The sequence below is a fragment of the Arthrobacter sp. LT660 genome, assembly GCF_056172845.1.
On record NZ_CM149651.1, the window covers coordinates 2,680,836 to 2,699,431 of the forward strand.

The 18,596-nt window shown below is 65.3% G+C and carries 10 protein-coding genes and 3 rRNA genes; 10 read left to right on the forward strand and 3 right to left on the reverse strand.

The features are described from left to right. Positions 1-3: 3 nt before the first annotated feature. Together AC0QSG_RS12505 and AC0QSG_RS12510 are read right to left on the reverse strand one after the other, a co-directional pair. On the reverse strand, positions 4-912 hold the full coding sequence (locus AC0QSG_RS12505; RefSeq protein WP_435728817.1) for a phosphotransferase family protein: 909 nt from the start codon (positions 910-912) through the stop codon (positions 4-6). Further along, complete coding sequence (locus tag AC0QSG_RS12510; protein ID WP_475375621.1) at positions 909-1,919, reverse strand: NAD(P)H-dependent flavin oxidoreductase; 1,011 nt, start codon at positions 1,917-1,919, stop codon at positions 909-911. Before AC0QSG_RS12510 ends, AC0QSG_RS12505 begins: the two co-directional genes overlap by 4 nt. A gap of 578 nt (positions 1,920-2,497) precedes the next feature. On the opposite strand from AC0QSG_RS12510, the gene AC0QSG_RS12515 reads away from it, so the two are divergent. The 7 genes from AC0QSG_RS12515 (at position 2,498) to AC0QSG_RS12545 (ending at position 15,443) form a co-directional block, all read left to right on the forward strand. Beyond that, positions 2,498-4,023: ribosomal RNA gene (locus AC0QSG_RS12515) — 16S ribosomal RNA — on the forward strand. Positions 4,024-4,608: 585 nt separating this feature from the next. After that, positions 4,609-7,740: ribosomal RNA gene (locus tag AC0QSG_RS12520) — 23S ribosomal RNA — on the forward strand. A gap of 225 nt (positions 7,741-7,965) precedes the next feature. Then, positions 7,966-8,082: ribosomal RNA gene (rrf, locus tag AC0QSG_RS12525) — 5S ribosomal RNA — on the forward strand. The 16S, 23S and 5S rRNA genes sit together here, the layout of an rRNA operon. Positions 8,083-8,433: 351 nt before the next feature. Next, on the forward strand, positions 8,434-10,023 hold the full coding sequence (istA, locus tag AC0QSG_RS12530; protein WP_475375123.1) for an IS21 family transposase: 1,590 nt from the start codon (positions 8,434-8,436) through the stop codon (positions 10,021-10,023). After that, positions 10,023-10,790 (forward strand): ATP-binding protein, encoded by a 768-nt coding sequence (locus AC0QSG_RS12535; RefSeq protein WP_475375122.1) that lies wholly within the window; start codon positions 10,023-10,025, stop codon positions 10,788-10,790. The genes istA and AC0QSG_RS12535 overlap by 1 nt, the downstream gene beginning before the upstream one ends. 102 nt (positions 10,791-10,892) lie before the next feature. Beyond that, on the forward strand, positions 10,893-13,256 hold the full coding sequence (locus AC0QSG_RS12540) for a phosphoketolase family protein (RefSeq protein WP_475377313.1): 2,364 nt from the start codon (positions 10,893-10,895) through the stop codon (positions 13,254-13,256). A gap of 201 nt (positions 13,257-13,457) precedes the next feature. Continuing rightward, positions 13,458-15,443, forward strand: coding sequence for a M13 family metallopeptidase (locus AC0QSG_RS12545; protein ID WP_475375622.1), 1,986 nt, complete (start codon positions 13,458-13,460; stop codon positions 15,441-15,443). A gap of 3 nt (positions 15,444-15,446) precedes the next feature. On the opposite strand, the gene AC0QSG_RS12550 is transcribed toward AC0QSG_RS12545, so the two are convergent. Beyond that, positions 15,447-16,334, reverse strand: coding sequence for an alpha/beta fold hydrolase (locus AC0QSG_RS12550; RefSeq protein WP_435727618.1), 888 nt, complete (start codon positions 16,332-16,334; stop codon positions 15,447-15,449). A gap of 89 nt (positions 16,335-16,423) precedes the next feature. On the opposite strand from AC0QSG_RS12550, the gene lysS reads away from it, so the two are divergent. From lysS to AC0QSG_RS12565, 3 genes are all read left to right on the forward strand, one after another. Further along, the gene (lysS, locus tag AC0QSG_RS12555; RefSeq protein WP_475375623.1) at positions 16,424-17,956 is read left to right on the forward strand and encodes a lysine--tRNA ligase; all 1,533 of its coding nucleotides are present in this window, start codon (positions 16,424-16,426) and stop codon (positions 17,954-17,956) included. Between the two features lie 7 nt (positions 17,957-17,963). Further along, positions 17,964-18,125: a hypothetical protein gene (locus AC0QSG_RS12560; protein WP_435727620.1), complete on the forward strand. Its 162-nt coding sequence runs from the start codon at positions 17,964-17,966 to the stop codon at positions 18,123-18,125. A gap of 84 nt (positions 18,126-18,209) precedes the next feature. Next, positions 18,210-18,506, forward strand: coding sequence for a histone-like nucleoid-structuring protein Lsr2 (locus tag AC0QSG_RS12565; RefSeq protein WP_435727621.1), 297 nt, complete (start codon positions 18,210-18,212; stop codon positions 18,504-18,506). The last annotated feature ends 90 nt before the right edge of the window (positions 18,507-18,596 follow it).

Genomic DNA, 18,596 nt, shown 5'->3' on the forward strand with positions numbered 1-18,596 from the left:
CGGTCAGCGCACCGAATCGGGCGGCCACGGCCCCTCGCCCAGCGTGCGGACGGTGGTGGCAAGCATCCCGCGGCCCTGCCGCTCGAAGGCGGCGTCGCCCCGTTCGTGTGCCCAGACGACCGTTCCGAGCGACTGCAGGACGTTGTCCAGCATCCATCCGGCGCTGCGGGGCGGCGCGGAAGGTCCGCCGTAGCCCTCCAGCAAGGCCGACCGCAGATCCCCGCGGCCCGCGAGCTCCTGGTGTTCGAGTCGCACCAGATCCGTGTACCAGGGCCGCAGATCCGCGCGGCCGAAGTCGATGAGCGCCACCCGTCCGTCCGGACGGACCAGCCAGTTGCGCGGCTGGAAGTCGCCGTGGGTGGGGACCAGCTCCACCGGCGACGGCGCGAAGTTCCGCAGCCACCGCGCCAACGTCTCCAGTTCCTCCGCCGGGGCCAGGCCGCGCGAACGCTCCACCAGGTTCGCGCTGCGCCGGACCATGGCGGCCTCGTAGCGGGTGGAGGCGCGCTCCCCGCCGAAAGCTCCCCGGTGCAGGTGCGCCAACAGGGAACCGGCCTGTCTAAACACGTCCGGGTCCCCCGCCGCGGGGGAGCCCAGGGCGATGTGTCCGGGCAGGTGGCGCGTCACCAAAAGCCCGGCCCGCCCGTCGTACAGGACCAGTTCCGGGGCATTCCCGGCCAGTGGGCCCAGCCAGGTCCGGTGTGCGCGGGCCTCCCGCACGATGTGGTGCGAATCCTCCGCGGCCTTGAGGATGTAACGTCCGCCGCCGGCGACGAACTCCAAGACCGTGGCGCCCGTCGGCCAACTGTGGTCCGCGGCCACGGCCATGCCGGGGAAGGCCGCGGCCAGGACCGTCTCCTGCCGCGGCGTCAACGAGCCGTGGATCCGCCCGCCGGGAACGCGGGGGATCACCAGCGCGCCGCGGCGTCCCGCAGGTGGGTGCGGAAGCGCGCGAGGTCGGCCACGACGTCGGCGGCCGTTTCCCCGGCGCGGGTCATGGCGGCGGACTGGCCGGCGTAGACGGGCGCCGTGGCCGTGTCCCCGCCCGCGCGGGCGAATTCCATCTCCGCGGTGATCTCCGGGTGCTCCGCCAACTCCCGCTCCAGGCCCTCTTCGTCGGCGGCCCACCGCGCGCTGAACGCGTTGCCCAGCGCGCGGCCCCCGTATTCCCTCGGCCACGGGATGCGCTGGGCGATGTCGAAGGCCCGGGTGTAGACCGTGTCGTCGAGGCCCGCGGCGGAGATGGCCTCCTTGGCGCGCGCGTGGCTGAGCGACTCGACGCACGCCGCGAACCGGGTGCCCACCCAGGCGGCCTGCGCGCCGGCTCCCAGCGCGGCGGCCACGCCCCGCGCCGTCGCGATGCCACCGGCAGCGACCACCGGCTTGTCGGTCGAGTCGAGGGCGAGCTGGAGCAACGGCAGCGTGGCGACGTCGTTGCGGCCGTGTCCGCCGCCCTCGCTTCCACGACACACCACGACGTCGATGTCGTCCTCCAGCGCCCGGCCGAGTTCGGCGCCGGTACCGACCTGCATGGCGGTGAGTACCCCCGCCTCCCGCGCCAGGGCGGCCGCCGGCCCGGGGTCGCCGAAACTCACGCAGACGAGGCCGGGCCGGGCTTCCAACGCGGCACGCAGCGGGTCGAGCGATTTCTCCAGGACCCAGGCCATGAGTCCGACCCCCCACGCGCCGCCGGACTCGCGCGCCCGAGCCGACTCCGCCGAGATCCACTCCGCCGTCGCCCCGCCGCCGATGCCGACCATGCCGAGCCCGCCCGCCCGCGAGACGGCCGCGGCCAAACGTCCGCCGGCCGCCCCCGCCATGGGGGCGTTGACCAGTGGTTCGGACAGGCCCAGGCGGGCGGCGAGATCGTGGCGTTCGGCTGCGGGGGACGGGGGCGTCGATGCGCGTTGTGGGGACATGCGTCAAGTCTAGGATTAGGTGTGACGCAGGGCTCAAAAACCCGTGGTGCGCCGTGGCGTCTCCAGAGGGGGCCTGAGGGGGCTGGATCCCAGCGTGGGCAAGGATTTTCCGGGGAGAGCCCGCGATTTGGCGCGGGGGCGGATCGCGTGTAAAGTTTTCTGAGTCGCCGGGACAAGGACAGCGGAAACGCTGAAGATCGCAGGCGGCCCAACCCTACAAAATCAGTCCAAAATGGACCGGAGCGTTTTGCGCCCGGAACTCGGATTGAGGGAAAGCGCATCGTAGTCGCAGCGAGCCGGAAACGGTGGATTTGCGAAGCGACACGCAGTAGGGTAAGTTAGACAAGTTGCTCCAGAGCGAAGCGCCGGTTACCGGGTCGTGGAGGTTGGAAGCGTCTGTTGTTTGAGAACTCAATAGTGTGCCATGTTTGTTGACACCGATTTTTTATCGATTATTGGTGAATGGCCCTTTTTGCCGCACCTCGGTGTGGTGGGAGGGTTTTTTTGCCGGGATTGTTTTGCTTGGTGCAATCGTTGGCCCGATTTTCCTTGGGTCTTCTTGGTTGTGTCTGTATTTTTTTACGGAGAGTTTGATCCTGGCTCAGGATGAACGCTGGCGGCGTGCTTAACACATGCAAGTCGAACGATGATCCCCAGCTTGCTGGGGGGATTAGTGGCGAACGGGTGAGTAACACGTGAGTAACCTGCCCCCGACTCTGGGATAAGCCCGGGAAACTGGGTCTAATACCGGATATTCTCCTTCCGCCGCATGGTGGGGGGTGGAAAGTGTTAGCGGTTGGGGATGGACTCGCGGCCTATCAGCTTGTTGGCGGGGTAATGGCCCACCAAGGCGACGACGGGTAGCCGGCCTGAGAGGGTGACCGGCCACACTGGGACTGAGACACGGCCCAGACTCCTACGGGAGGCAGCAGTGGGGAATATTGCACAATGGGCGAAAGCCTGATGCAGCGACGCCGCGTGAGGGATGACGGCCTTCGGGTTGTAAACCTCTTTCAGTAGGGAAGAAGCGAAAGTGACGGTACCTGCAGAAGAAGCGCCGGCTAACTACGTGCCAGCAGCCGCGGTAATACGTAGGGCGCAAGCGTTATCCGGAATTATTGGGCGTAAAGAGCTCGTAGGCGGTTTGTCGCGTCTGCCGTGAAAGTCCGGGGCTCAACCCCGGATCTGCGGTGGGTACGGGCAGACTAGAGTGATGTAGGGGAGACTGGAATTCCTGGTGTAGCGGTGAAATGCGCAGATATCAGGAGGAACACCGATGGCGAAGGCAGGTCTCTGGGCATTAACTGACGCTGAGGAGCGAAAGCATGGGGAGCGAACAGGATTAGATACCCTGGTAGTCCATGCCGTAAACGTTGGGCACTAGGTGTGGGGGACATTCCACGTTTTCCGCGCCGTAGCTAACGCATTAAGTGCCCCGCCTGGGGAGTACGGCCGCAAGGCTAAAACTCAAAGGAATTGACGGGGGCCCGCACAAGCGGCGGAGCATGCGGATTAATTCGATGCAACGCGAAGAACCTTACCAAGGCTTGACATGGGCCGGACCGCCGTGGAAACACGGCTTCCCCTTTGGGGCCGGTTCACAGGTGGTGCATGGTTGTCGTCAGCTCGTGTCGTGAGATGTTGGGTTAAGTCCCGCAACGAGCGCAACCCTCGTTCCATGTTGCCAGCGGGTTATGCCGGGGACTCATGGGAGACTGCCGGGGTCAACTCGGAGGAAGGTGGGGACGACGTCAAATCATCATGCCCCTTATGTCTTGGGCTTCACGCATGCTACAATGGCCGGTACAAAGGGTTGCGATACTGTGAGGTGGAGCTAATCCCAAAAAGCCGGTCTCAGTTCGGATTGGGGTCTGCAACTCGACCCCATGAAGTCGGAGTCGCTAGTAATCGCAGATCAGCAACGCTGCGGTGAATACGTTCCCGGGCCTTGTACACACCGCCCGTCAAGTCACGAAAGTTGGTAACACCCGAAGCCGGTGGCCCAACCCCTTGTGGGAGGGAGCCGTCGAAGGTGGGACCGGCGATTGGGACTAAGTCGTAACAAGGTAGCCGTACCGGAAGGTGCGGCTGGATCACCTCCTTTCTAAGGAGCAGCTAGCAAACGCCGTCCGCACTTGAGTGTGGGGGGTTTTGTTCAGTGTTTGCCCGTTGCGGCCGCGTTTGTCGGCCGGCGGGTGCTCATGGGTGGAATGTCAACGGATTGTGGCCTGTTCCGGCGTGTGCCTGGACCGTGCGAGTACGCCTCCCCTTTTGGGGGGGGTTGGAAAGCGGTGGTCCGGGTCGGTGTCGGGGCGGGTCCATGGCGCACTGTTGGGCCCTGAGACAACAGGCCCGCGCCCTTCGGCGCATGTTCCGCACGGTTGTGCGGGGTGTGTGGTGGGGGGGGCGGTTGTGTGTCTTGGTTGTCCCCGCGCATGGCCTAGGCCCGCCGGTTCCGGCATCCCCTTTTTTGCGGGGGTGTTGGTGGTGGGGTGTGGGTGTGTTGGGGTTGTTGTTTGGGAACTGCATAGTGGACGCGAGCATCTTGTACCGGGGAACGCCCTTTGTGGTGTTTTCCGTGCAAATAGCAATTTCTTTGATTTGAGAACCCCGGTGGCCTGGCCTTCGTGGTCCGGTTGTCCGTGTGGTTCTCTCGATTTGTAGATAGCTCTTTGCTTGGCCTGTTTGTGGTCAAGTTTTCAAGGGCGCACGGTGGATGCCTTGGCATTAGGAGCCGAAGAAGGACGTGGGAATCTGCGATAAGCCTGGTCGAGTCGATAACCGGACGTTGACGCCAGGATTTCCGAATGGGGAAACCCCGCACAGCGCGCGAGTGTCTGTGTGACCCGCAGCTGAACACATAGGCTGCGTGGAGGGAACGCGGGGAAGTGAAACATCTCAGTACCCGCAGGAAGAGAAAACAACAGTGATTCCGTGAGTAGTGGCGAGCGAAAGCGGATGGGGCTAAACCGAGTCATGTGTGATAGCCGGCGGGCGTTGCATGGCCGGGGTCGTGGGACCATCCATATCAGTTCTGCCGGACTGGTGGGGCGAGGTGCGGAAGTATAGGCGAACCGGTTTGAATGCCGGACCATAGGGGGTGCGAGTCCCGTAGCCGTAATGCTTTCCGCCGCCCTGTGAAGGTATCCCAAGTAGTACGGGGCCCGAGAAATCCCGTGCGAATCCGCCAGGACCACCTGGTAAGCCTGAATACTACCTAATGACCGATAGCGGACAAGTACCGTGAGGGAAAGGTGAAAAGTACCCCGGGAGGGGAGTGAAACAGTACCTGAAACCGTGTGCCTACAATCCGTCGGAGCCTCCATTGTTGGGGTGACGGCGTGCCTTTTGAAGAATGAGCCTGCGAGTTAGTGTTACGTCGCGAGGTTAACCCGTGTGGGGAAGCCGTAGCGAAAGCGAGTCTGAATAGGGCGTTGCAGTGGCGTGATCTAGACCCGAAGCGAAGTGATCTACCCATGGCCAGGTTGAAGCGCGTGTAAGAGCGCGTGGAGGACCGAACCCACTTCAGTTGAAAATGGAGGGGATGAGCTGTGGGTAGGGGTGAAAGGCCAATCAAACTTCGTGATAGCTGGTTCTCCCCGAAATGCATTTAGGTGCAGCGTTGCGTGTTTCTTGCCGGAGGTAGAGCTACTGGATGGCCGATGGGCCCCAAAAGGTTACTGACGTCAGCCAAACTCCGAATGCCGGCAAGTGAGAGCGCAGCAGTGAGACTGTGGGGGATAAGCTTCATAGTCGAGAGGGAAACAGCCCAGAACGCCAACTAAGGCCCCCAAGCGTGTGCTAAGTGGGAAAGGATGTGGAGTTGCGAAGACAACCAGGAGGTTGGCTTAGAAGCAGCCACCCTTGAAAGAGTGCGTAATAGCTCACTGGTCAAGTGATTCCGCGCCGACAATGTAGCGGGGCTCAAGCACACCGCCGAAGTTGCGTCATCCGGATATTGAGGCAGGCCTTCGTGGTCCAGCCGTCCGGGTGGGTAGGGGAGCGTCGTGCCGGCAGTGAAGCAGCGGTGTGAACCAGTTGTGGAGCCGGCACGAGTGAGAATGCAGGCATGAGTAGCGAAAGACGGGTGAGAAACCCGTCCGCCGAATGATCAAGGGTTCCAGGGTCAAGCTAATCTGCCCTGGGTAAGTCGGGACCTAAGGCGAGGCCGACAGGCGTAGTCGATGGACAACGGGTTGATATTCCCGTACCGGCGAAGAACCGCCCATACCGAGCTGGCGATGCTAACCGCCCCAAACGCCCACCATTCCTCCTTCGGGAGGGATACCGGGTGCGCGGCGCGGGACCCGAGCCAGGGAGGTAAGCGTATTAACAGGTGTGACGCAGGAAGGTAGCCGGGCCAGGCAATGGAATCGACCTGGTCCAAGGGTGTAGGGCGAACGGTAGGCAAATCCGCCGTTCACGATGCCTGAGACCCGATAGGCGCCCCGTTCTCGGGGTGATCCGGTGATCCTCTGCTGCCAAGAAAAGCATCGACGCGAGGTTCCAGCCGCCCGTACCCCAAACCGACACAGGTGATCAGGTAGAGAATACCAAGGCGATCGAGAGAATCATGGTTAAGGAACTCGGCAAAATGCCCCCGTAACTTCGGGAGAAGGGGGGCCCCAACCTTGAACACACCTTGCGTGTGGGAGGGGATCGGGGCCGCAGAGACCAGGGGGAAGCGACTGTTTACTAAAAACACAGGTCCGTGCGAAGTCGCAAGACGATGTATACGGACTGACTCCTGCCCGGTGCTGGAAGGTTAAGAGGACCGGTTAGCCGCAAGGCGAAGCTGAGAATTCAAGCCCCAGTAAACGGCGGTGGTAACTATAACCATCCTAAGGTAGCGAAATTCCTTGTCGGGTAAGTTCCGACCTGCACGAATGGAGTAACGACTTCCCCGCTGTCTCAACCATGAACTCGGCGAAATTGCACTACGAGTAAAGATGCTCGTTACGCGCAGCAGGACGGAAAGACCCCGAGACCTTTACTATAGTTTGGTATTGGTGTTCGGTGCGGCTTGTGTAGGATAGGTGGGAGACGTTGAAGCCCGGACGCCAGTTCGGGTGGAGTCATCGTTGAAATACCACTCTGGCCGTACCGGATTCCTAACTTCGGCCCATGATCTGGGTCAGGGACAGTGCCTGATGGGTAGTTTAACTGGGGCGGTTGCCTCCTAAAGAGTAACGGAGGCGCCCAAAGGTTCCCTCAGCCTGGTTGGCAATCAGGTGTCGAGTGTAAGTGCACAAGGGAGCTTGACTGTGAGAGCGACAGCTCGAGCAGGGACGAAAGTCGGGACTAGTGATCCGGCGGCACGTTGTGGAACGGCCGTCGCTCAACGGATAAAAGGTACCTCGGGGATAACAGGCTGATCTTGCCCAAGAGTCCATATCGACGGCATGGTTTGGCACCTCGATGTCGGCTCGTCGCATCCTGGGGCTGGAGTAGGTCCCAAGGGTTGGGCTGTTCGCCCATTAAAGCGGTACGCGAGCTGGGTTTAGAACGTCGTGAGACAGTTCGGTCCCTATCCGCTGCGCGCGCAGGAAATTTGAGAAGGTCTGTCCTTAGTACGAGAGGACCGGGACGGACGAACCTCTGGTGTGTCAGTTGTACTGCCAAGTGCACCGCTGATTGGCTACGTTCGGATGGGATAACCGCTGAAAGCATCTAAGCGGGAAGCCCGCTTCAAGATGAGATTTCCATACCATTTATGGTGAGAGGCCCCCAGCAGACCACTGGGTTGATAGGCGGGACGTGGAAGCGAGGACCAAAGACTCGTGAAGCCGACCCGTACTAATAGGCCGACAACTTACACCACAAACACCACACCAACAGCGTGTGGCAAGAAACGCTGCGTCCACTATGCGGTCCCGAAACAACAACCGTTTCGGAAAACCACAACAAAATAACCCGCCACCACGGCACACCCCCACCAAAAACCAGGGGGTGAACCACGGTGGGCGGGAACGTCACGAAAACAACCGTGACCCACACGATTTCCCACCCCCACACCACCGGTGCCGGGCGGAACGGGACACAGGGTTACGGCGGTCATAGCGTGGGGGAAACGCCCGGTCCCATACCGAACCCGGAAGCTAAGACCCACAGCGCCGATGGTACTGCACTCGGGAGGGTGTGGGAGAGTAGGACACCGCCGGACATAATTTCAGGTCGGGGCCCCAACACAGTTGGGGCCCCGACCCATTTAACGCCCAGGTTGAAGAGCGACTTCCGGTGGCATGGCGTCCTTCGGTGCGCCGCCACCCCTGCAACCGCCGGACGGCTGCGGGTAGCGTGCGTCCCATGGCTACTTCGCACACCGATCTGGATTCATCCGAGCACGCCCCGGACGTGGAAGCGCTGGAATGGCACCTAGCGCTTGGTGGTAGCGGTAGTCCGTCGAGTTGGTAGCACGTTTCCGGGTACACGGTAGCGCTGGCGGTTGATGTACTGCTCTGCTGTGAAGGGACAACGCATTCGGCGTTGTCGTTTCATTGTTAAGGGCGGGTTCATGGTGGACTATCGGAAAATATTGGGGCTGTTGCTGGAGGGGCGGAGTTACCGCGAAGTCGTCGAGATCGCGGGGTGCTCGCATCGCGACGTGGCCCGGGTTCGGCAGGAGATCCAGGGCCGGGGTGTCACTTCGGTGGGTGCGATCACCGACACTGAGCTCGCGAAGTGGTTCCCCGACGGGCGCCGGAAGGTATCAGAGGAGTACGTCCAGCCCGACCTGTCGCAGGTGCTGGCGTCGATGAAACAGAACCGGCACTTCACTCTGCTGTTGGCTTGGCGCCGTTACGTCGATACCAAGGACGCGGGCAAGAAGTACGGGTATTCGCAGTTCTGCGCCCTGTTCACCGATTATCTCCGCACCCACGATTTGGTGGCGGTGCTCCGGCACGAGCCGGGCCGGGCGATGCTGGTGGACTGGGCCGGCGACACGATGGACGTCGTTGACACGATCACCGGCGAGGTGGTCAGGGCGGTGTTGTTCGTTGCTGTGCTGCCTTTCTCGGGCGTGATCTTCTGCCGCGCCTACGCGGATATGAAGTCCCCGGCCTGGCTCGACGCTCACGTTCAGGCGTTCACGTTCTTCGGCGGCGTTCCGCAGATCGTCGTTCCGGACAACCCGACGACCTCGACCCACCAAGTCCACAAGGGTGACGCGGAGCGGGTTGTGAATACTCGGTATCAGCAGCTCGCCGACCATTACCAGTGCGCGATCGTTCCGGCACGCGTTAAGCGCCCGCGTGACAAGGCCGCAGCCGAGAACGCGGTGAACGTCGTGAACAAGCGCGTCATCGGTTACCTCGACGACGATGTCTTCACGACCGTGGCCGAGTTGAATGCTGCGATCGAGGAGCGGGTGCGGGAGATCAACCACGACATCCGCCGCGCTGACGATACGACCAGGTGGGAGAGGTTCGACACCGAGGAACGGGAGTTCCTCGAGCCGTTGCCGGACGCTGCGTTCGAAGACGTCTCCTGGAAGGAACTGAAGGCCGGCCGTAATTACCACGTCACCGCCGAAACGCAGCGGTATTCGGTGCCGTTCGCTTTGGCGGGGAAGCTGTTGCGGGTGAGGCTGACCTCGTCCCGGGTGACGGTCTTCGATGGGCACGAGATGCTCTGCGAACACCCGCGGTTGACCGGCCGAAAGGGCCAGTACTCGACCCTGCCCGGCCATGTCCCGCCGCAGCACCGCAATATCGATGGGCTGTGGTCCAGGCGGTGGTTCACCGATCGGGCGCGCAGCGTCGGGCCGGCAACCGTCACGGTGATCGAGCAGATTCTCGACGGCCAGGTGATTGAGGCGCAGGGCTACCTGTCCTGCCAGAACGTCCTGGACGGGCTCGGCAAAAACAACCGGGAACGGCTGGAGGCGGCCTGCCAGGAACTCGTGAACCGCAGCGCCCATCCGACCTACTCGACACTGAAACGTCTGATGGCGGCGATCGACAGCGACGCGAAGAAGCCTCGGCCGCAGGTCCCGGCGGCCTCGACACGCAAACGCGTCAGCACCGTCGTTTTCCGCGACACCATGCCAGACGTCTATGTTCGCGATGCCTCCCACTATGCACGCGACGAGGAGGGGAAGTGATGTTCACCAGCATCGATTATGACAAGTTCCGGGCCCTGCGCGTGACCCACGTCGCGACCCGGCTGGAAGAGCTCATCCAAGACGAAGGCAACGACACCCTCACCCCCGAGCAGCTGTTCCTAACCGCCGTCGACGACGCCCTTGAGTCCCGGCGCATCAACAAGGTCGACAAACTCATCCGCCAGGCCGCCTTCCCGATCCCGGGCGCGACCGTCGCCGAGGTCGACTACCGCGACGGGCGCGGCATCACCCCCATTCGGATGCGACGCTATGCCGCCCACGACTGGCGCTCCGACGCGACGAACCTGCTCATCATCTCGCCCACCGGCGGCGGGAAAACCTACCTCGCCTGCGCGCTGGCCATCGGCGCCTGCCAGAGCGAACACTCGGTTCTCTACTTCCGGATGGACGACCTCGCCCGTCGGCTCGTCATCGCACGCGGCGACGGCATCGCCCACCAGAAACTGCTGAACGAGCTCTCCAACATCGACCTGCTGATCATCGACGACTTCCTCACCGTCGGCATCGACAGCGACGCCGCCAGCGACCTGTTCGCGATCCTCGCGAACCGCGAACACCGGCTGCCGACGATGATCGCCTCGCAGACCGGGCCGGCGCATTGGATCGCCGAACTGCCCGATCGGGTCGCGGCGGACTCGATCGTGAACCGCCTCGCCAACAACGCCCGGATCATCAACCTCGGCCAGATCGATATGCGAAGGCACCAAAACGACCAGGCCCGCGCCCACCAGGACTACTGGGAATAACACCGGAGCGGCCCGGGTACACAGCGCCCGGGCCGCTACCACCTCGCCAGAACCGCGCTACCGACTAAATGGACTACCGCTACCAGCAAGCGCTACTCGCCACTGGAACGCTGGTGGCGGGCGGCCAACTACCTCTCCGTCGGCCAGATCTACCTCCGGGCCAACCCCCTGCTCCGTCGCCGGTTGGAGGCGGACGACGTCAAGAAGCGCCTGCTGGGCCACTGGGGAACCACGCCCGGACTGAATTTCATCTACGCTCACCTGAATCGGGCCATCCGGGAACGCGCCCAATCCATGTTGTTCGTCACGGGCCCGGGCCATGGCGGGCCCGCCAACGTGGCCAACGCCTACCTCGAGGGAACCTACACCGAGGTCTATCCGGACATCACCACCGACGAGGCCGGCCTCGATCGGCTGTTCCGGCAGTTCTCCTACCCCGGCGGCGTGCCCAGTCACGCGGCGCCGGAGACGCCGGGTTCCATCAGCGAGGGAGGCGAGCTGGGCTACTCCCTGGCCCATGCCTACGGGGCCGCCTTCGACAACCCGGACCTCATCGTGGCCTGCGTCGTCGGCGACGGCGAGGCCGAGACCGGTCCGCTGTCCGGATCCTGGCAGTCGACCAACTTCATCGATCCGGTCCACGACGGCGCCGTCCTGCCGATCCTCCACCTGAACGGCTACAAGATCGCGAACCCCACGGTGTTGGCACGGATGCCGGAAGAGCGGCTCCGGAAATACTTCGAGGGCCTCGGCTACGCCCCGCGGTTCGTCACCGTCGGAGACCCCGACGACCACGCAGGGGCGCACGCCGACTTCGCGGCGGCGCTGGACGCGTGCCTCGACGGCATCCGGGGGATCCAGGACCGGGCCCGCGGCGGACATGCCGCGGACGAACGGCCCGGTGCGGACCGGCATCGGGTCGACGAGGCCCAGCCGATCTGGCCGATGATCGTGTTCCGTTCACCCAAGGGATGGACCGGCCCCCGCACCGTCGACGGCCAGTCCGTGGAGGGCACGTGGCGCTCTCACCAGGTCCCGCTTTCCGGCATCCACGAGGACCCCGGTCACCTGGCGCAGCTGGAGGAGTGGCTCTTGTCCTACCGACCCGACGAACTGTTCGACGGCGACGGGACGCCGCGCGCCGACGTCGTGCGACTCGCGCCGGAGGGCGAGCTGCGCATGAGCGCTACCGCCCACGCCAACGGGGGTCGGCTGCTGGAGCCACTCGACCTTCCCGATCCGGCGGAGCATCTCGTGGACGTCGGCGCGCCCGGCACCGAACGGCTGGGTGCCATGGCCAACCTCGGGGGGTGGATGCGCGAGGTGATCCGGCGCAACCCCCGCAACTTCCGCCTTTTCGGGCCGGACGAGACCGCGTCGAACCGACTTTCCGCCGTGTACGAGGCGACGGACAAAGTGTGGCAGGGCGAGATCCGCGACGTCGACGAGCACCTGGCCCGCGCCGGCCGCGTGATGGAGGTGCTGAGCGAGCACCTCTGCCAGGGGTGGCTGGAGGGCTACCTGTTGTCCGGCCGGCACGGGGTGCTCAACTCCTACGAGGCGTTCGTGCACATCGTCGACTCCATGTTCAACCAGCACGCCAAATGGCTGAAGGTGCACCGGGAACTGGCATGGCGCCGTCCGGTGGCCAGCCTCAACTACCTGCTGTCTTCCCACGTGTGGCAGCAGGACCACAATGGTTTCTCCCACCAGGATCCGGGCTTCATCGACCACGTGGTCAACAAGAAGGCGGAGGTGGTGCGGGTCTACCTGCCGGTGGACGCGAACACCCTGATCCACACCATGGACCACGTTCTGCGCACCCGGGACTACGTGAACGTGGTGGTCGCGGGCAAGGCCCCGGCCCTGCAATGGCTGGATCCGCGGCAGGCCGCGGAGCACTGCGCCGCGGGGCTCGGGGTGTGGGACTTCGCCGGCAGCGAGGTCGAGGGGCGGGAACCCGACGTCGTCCTCGCCTGCGCCGGCGACGTTCCGACGACGGAGGTGGTCGCCGCGGCCGCCATGCTGCGCGCGGACGACCCGGAGCTGCGGATACGCGTGGTCAACGTGATCGACCTGATGCGGCTGCAGGACGACCGCGCCCATCCGCACGGCCTGGCGAAGTCCGCCTTCGACTCCTACTTCACGACCGATCGCCCCGTGGTGTTCGCGTACCACGGGTACCCGTGGCTCATCCACCGGCTGGCCTACCGGCACACGAACCACGACAACTTCCACGTCCGCGGCTACATCGAGGAGGGCACCACCACGACGCCGTTCGACATGGCCATGCTGAACCGGATCGACAGGTTCCACTTGGCGCTGGACGTGTTGGACCGGGTTCCGGAGGTCGAAGCCCGGCAACCCGGGCTCCGGTCCCGCTATGAGCTCCGCCTGCGCCAGGCCCACGACCACACGCGCAGCCACGGGGAGGACCTGTCGGAGATCGACGGCTGGACGCTCTGAGGGAAATGCGCGGAGGATATCGCTCACCGGGTTTCCGCGCCGGCTGAATTTCGCGTTGAGAGGAAACCCCCGGAAACTTCCGCCAAAGCGGGCGCTCTCGGGTGACCATCCCAGTAAAGTGAGTGTTTCAGAACGTAATGCACGCCACAGTCGACGCCGGGAAACCGGCGGCGGCCGAGACACCACGATCTACGGGGAGCCATGACCGCAGAACCCAAGGCACTGCCGACACCCAAGCGCGACCACGGCGACGCGTCGGTCCGCCCGCAGGACGACCTGTACCGGCACGTCAACGGCGGTTGGCTGTCCACGGCGGAGATCCCCGGCGACCAGGGCAGCTACGGCTCCTTCATGCAGCTCCGCGACGAGTCCGAGGCGGCCGTGCTGGAGATCATCGAGGACGCGCGGGCCGCGGCGTCCAACGGTGGGGCCGGCGACGCCCGGAAGGTGCGGATCGGCGCTCTCTACACCAGCTTCATGGACGAGGACGCGATCGAGGCCCGCGGCATGGAACCGATCCGGGGAGATCTGGCGGCGGTCTACGAGCTGGGGGACATCGGGTCCCTGGTGCGGTTGGCGGGATCCCTGCAGCGCCGCGGCGTCTCGGGATACTTCCAGGCCGGCGCAAGCAGCGACGCGGGCGCCCCGGACCGGAATCTGCTGACCATCCTGCAGTCCGGCCTCGGCCTGCCGGACGAGTCGTACTACCGCGAGGAGCAGTTCGCCGACCTCCTGGCCGAATACCGGACACACCTCGGGCGCCTGCTCACGCTCGCCGAGGTGCCCGACGCCGAGGAGGCGGCGGACGCCGTCGTGCGTTTGGAGGCCGCGCTGGCCGCCCACCACTGGGACCGCGTGAAGTGCCGCGACGCCCAGGCCCGCTACAACCTGATGACCGCCGACGAGCTGTTCGCGCTGCACCCCTCCGCGCGCCTGTGGCTCGAGGGCGCCGGGATCGCGGAGCGGTACTACGCGGAGGTCGACGTCTGGCAGCCCAGCTACCTCGAGGGCCTCGAGAAGGTGCTGGCAGAACAGCCGCTGGGCGCATGGAGGCACTGGCTCGCGGTCCAGGTGGTCCGGAGCAACGCGCCGTACCTCTCCAAGGCGTTCGTCCTGGAGAACTTCTCCTTCTACTCGGCCAAGCTCGCCGGGACCAAGGAACTCAAGGAGCGCTGGAAGCGCGGCGTGGCGTTTACCGAGGGGGCCGTCGGGGAGGACATCGGCCAGCTCTACGTGGAGCGCCACTTCCCGCAGCGCAGCAAGGAACTGATGGAGGGCCTGGTCGCCAACCTCACGGAGGCCTACCGCCTCTCCATCTCCGCCCTGCCGTGGATGGGACGCGAGACCATCGCCAAGGCGCTGGAGAAGCTCTCAATGTTCCGCCCCAAGATCGGCTACCCGGTCAAGTGGATCGACTACTCGGCCATCGAGGCGGATCCGGCGGACCTGATCGCCAACGTCGCCAGCGCCAACGCGTTCGAGTTCGCCCGCGAACTCAAGAAAATCGACGACGGCGTGGACCGCGACCTGTGGTTCATGTTCCCGCAGACGGTGAACGCGTACTACCACCCGCTGTTGAACGAGATCGGCTTCCCCGCCGGCATCCTCCGCGCGCCCTTCTTCGACGCCGACCGCGACGCGGCCTCCAACTACGGCGCCATCGGCGCGGTGATCGGCCACGAGATCGGGCACGGCTTCGACGACCAGGGATCCCAGTTCGACGGCACCGGCGAGCTCAAGAACTGGTGGACGGAAGAGGACCGGGCCGCGTTCGAGGAACTGACCGGGAAGCTTGTGGCGCAGTACGACGCCCTGGTTCCGCCCGAGGCGCCGGAGTACCACGTCAACGGAAAACTCACCCTCGGCGAGAACATCGGCGACCTCGGCGGGCTCGGCATCGCGTACAAGGCCTACAAGCTGGACCTGACCGCGCGCGGCCAGGACGAGGACGAGGTCCTCGACGGGCGCAACGGGGACCAGCGCTTCTTCCACGCGTGGGCCGAATGCTGGCGCTCGCTGACGCGGCCGGAGACGATGGTCACCCGCATCACCACCGACCCGCACTCGCCGGGGGAGTTCCGCTGCAACCAGGTGCCCCGCAACATGGCGGCCTTCCACGAGGCCTTCGGGACAAAACCGGGCGACGGCATGTGGCTGGACCCTGCCGACCGCGTGGAGATCTGGTAGCCGCTAGGGCGTCTGGAAGTATTCGGCGACGTCGCTGACCAGCTCGCCGACGGCGGCCGGCACGGAGGCGTGGATCCCCTTCGGGGACTCCTCGTAGCCGGAGCCGGCCACCGTCCCGTGCAGGATCCGGGCGGTCTCGCGGAAATACTCCGGACTGTTGGCGCCGGCCATGAAACGCGTGTTGGGCGGCAGGCTGGCGAAATGCGCGGCCGTGTCCTCCTCCTGGAGCGCGGCCCGCAACTCGCCCACGCCCGTGGGCAGCAGCCGCCGGAACATCCGTCCGGCGCGCGTGAGGGCGGTTCCCGCCAACAGGACGGCCAGGATCGGCTCGGGCACCTTGGACAGGGTGGGGGAGTGGCGCGTTCCGCGCTGCAGCCGCGCCAGCGCGAGCCGCCACCGTCCCGCCTCGACGGCCTGGATGAACCCCTCGACCCATGCCGAGTCGATGCTCCCGTCGATGTTGATCGCTGGATCGTAGACGGCGAGCCGGTCCGGGACCAGCGACGGGTCGGCGAAGCGCGCGTCGTCGGGGTCCCCGGACTGGAAGGCCTGCACGGCGTTGAGCACCACGGCCCCGCCGAGCGAGTGGCCGAAGAGGTTACGCGCGCCCGTGGCCCGAAGCATCAGCGCGAGGTCGGCGATCTCGGTGTGCATCCCGTAGCCGTCGGGCTGGTCGGAGGAGCGTCCCCGGCCCCGCCGGTCGTAGACATCCACCGCCCAACTTTCGCCGAGGCACCGGCTGAGGGACTTGGCGAAGGGCCGGTAGATCAGGGCCGTGATGAACGCGCCGCCGACCACCAGGACGCGCCGGTCCCCGGGCGCGTCGGCCTGGCCGTACGTGTGCAGGGCCAGCCGGCCGCCGTCGGGCGTGGGTACTATGCGCTCTTTCATGGTCTCCCCATCCTATGGAGAGGGCGTGCCCGGGGCGGCGTCGCCGGCCCCGGGGCGCGGACATCCCGAAGGACGTAGAATTGTCTACCGTGACTGCCGAGAACAAAACCGCCGCCCCCGCCGCGACTCCCGCGCCCATCGACGTCAGCGACCAGCGCCAGGTGCGCCTGGAGAAGCGCGCCGAGCTGCTGGCCTCCGGACGCGAGGCGTATCCGGTCGGCGTCGCGCGCACGCACACCCTGCTGGAGGTCCGCGACGCGTACGCGCACCTGGAGGCGGGTGAGGAGACGGAGGACTTGGTCGGCATCGTCGGACGCGTGGTCTTCCAGCGCAACACCGGGAAGCTCTGCTTCGCGACCCTCCAAGAGTCCGGTCCGTCCGGCGCGGCCGTGCGACTGCAGGCCATGCTGTCCCTGGCCAACGTCGGCGAGGAGTCCCTCGCGGACTTCAAGCGGCTCGTCGACCTCGGCGACCACCTGTTCGTCAAGGGTGCGGTGGTCTCCTCCCGCCGCGGTGAGCTCTCCATCATGGTCACCGAATGGGAGATGGCGTCCAAGGCCATCCGCCCGATGCCGGTGCTGCACGCCGACCTCAACGAGGAGACGCGCGTGCGCCAGCGCTACGCGGACCTGATCGTCCGCGACGAGGCCCGCGAAATGATCTACAAGCGCGACGCCGTCACCCGCGCCATCCGCGACACCCTGTACGGCCACGGTTACGTGGAGGTCGAGACGCCCATTGTGCAACTCGTCCACGGCGGCGCGGCGGCACGCCCCTTCCGCACGCACCTGAACGCGTTCGACCAGGGCATGACGCTGCGCATCGCCACGGAGCTCTACCTCAAGCGCACCGTCGTCGGCGGCATCCCGCGCGTGTTCGAGGTGGGCCGGCTCTTCCGCAACGAGGGTGTTGACTCCACGCACTCCCCGGAATTCACCACGCTCGAGTGCTACGAAATCTACGCGGACCAGTTCGTCATGGCGGACCGCATCAAGGAAATCATCCTCAACGCCGCGGACGCCGTCGGCGCGGGCAGGAGCATCGAGACGTCCAAGGGCACCATCAACCTCGACGGCGAGTGGCGCTGGCTCGGCGTCTACCCCGGGCTCTCGGAGGCCGTGGGCCAGGAGATCACCCCGGAGACGCCGGAGGCCACGCTGCGCGGGATCGCCGAGCGGCACGAGGTCAAGACGGACCCGAAGTGGGGAGCCGAGAAGCTCGTCATCGAGCTGTTCGGCGAGATCGTCGAGCCCACGCTGATCGATCCGACGTTCGTCTTCGACTACCCGCCGACGGCGCAGCCCCTGGCGCGCCCGCACCGCTCCAAGCCGGGCGTCATCGAGGCGTGGGACCTCATCATCGGCGGCATGGAGCGCGGCACCGCCTTCTCCGAGCTGATCGACCCGGTGATCCAGCGCGAGCGGCTCACGGAGCAGTCCGCGCTCGGGGCCGGCGGCGACGACGAGGCCATGCAGCTGGACGAGGACTTCCTGCGGGCGCTGGAGTACGGCGCCCCGCCGATGGGCGGCATCGGGCTCGGCGTCGACCGCCTGGTCATGCTGTTCACGGACGCCGGAATCCGCGAGACCATCCTCTTCCCGCTCCTGAAGCCGGAAGCGTAGGCTCGGGATGCAATACGTGGAGGTCCTCGCGCCGACCGTCGTCGTCGCGCTCATTTTCTGGTTCGTCGTCCGCACGCTTTTCCGCGTGGACCGCAACGAACGGCGCGCCGAGGCGGAGGCGGACGCGCGCAGCGCCGAGGAAAACCCAAAGGACGACGCCGGAAATTGAGTTTCCGTCGCGGGCAAAGATGGTTGCCGCCCGCGGGAAGTGCATAGACTGGCAACGCACCCCTGACTTGACCTAGGAGCCACCGTGGCACGGAAAGTCGAAATCACGCTGGTCGACGACCTTGACGGGTCGCCCGCGGAGGAGACCGTGCACTTCGGGCTGGACGGCAGCCACTATGAGATCGACCTGGGCGCCGCCAACGCCGGCCGCCTGCGGGAGATCCTCGCCCCGTTCGTCGACGCCGCGCGGCGCTCGAACGCGTACTCCTCGGCCGAGGCTCCGGCAATCCGCGCGTGGGCCGCCGAGCAGGGTTTCCACGTCAGCGAGCGGGGCCGGCTGCACTCCGAGGTCATCGAGGCCTACCGCACGGCCCATCCCTAGCCCGCCGGGCGCCGGGAGGTTTATCCCTACGGCGAACAAGCGCCCCAAGCGCGCGTTTGGTGCGTAGCATCGAAATACGCGTTAGCTAGG

Bases quoted from the DNA above. Each gene is read 5' to 3' on its own strand.
- istA (WP_475375123.1), top strand. From the start codon at position 8,434: ATGGTGGACTATCGGAAAATATTGGGGCTGTTGCTGGAGGGGCGGAGT.
- AC0QSG_RS12535 (WP_475375122.1), top strand. From the start codon at position 10,023: ATGTTCACCAGCATCGATTATGACAAGTTCCGGGCCCTGCGCGTGACC.
- AC0QSG_RS12545 (WP_475375622.1), top strand. From the start codon at position 13,458: ATGACCGCAGAACCCAAGGCACTGCCGACACCCAAGCGCGACCACGGC.
- AC0QSG_RS12560 (WP_435727620.1), top strand. From the start codon at position 17,964: ATGCAATACGTGGAGGTCCTCGCGCCGACCGTCGTCGTCGCGCTCATT.
- AC0QSG_RS12510 (WP_475375621.1), bottom strand. From the start codon at position 1,919: ATGTCCCCACAACGCGCATCGACGCCCCCGTCCCCCGCAGCCGAACGC.
- AC0QSG_RS12550 (WP_435727618.1), bottom strand. From the start codon at position 16,334: ATGAAAGAGCGCATAGTACCCACGCCCGACGGCGGCCGGCTGGCCCTG.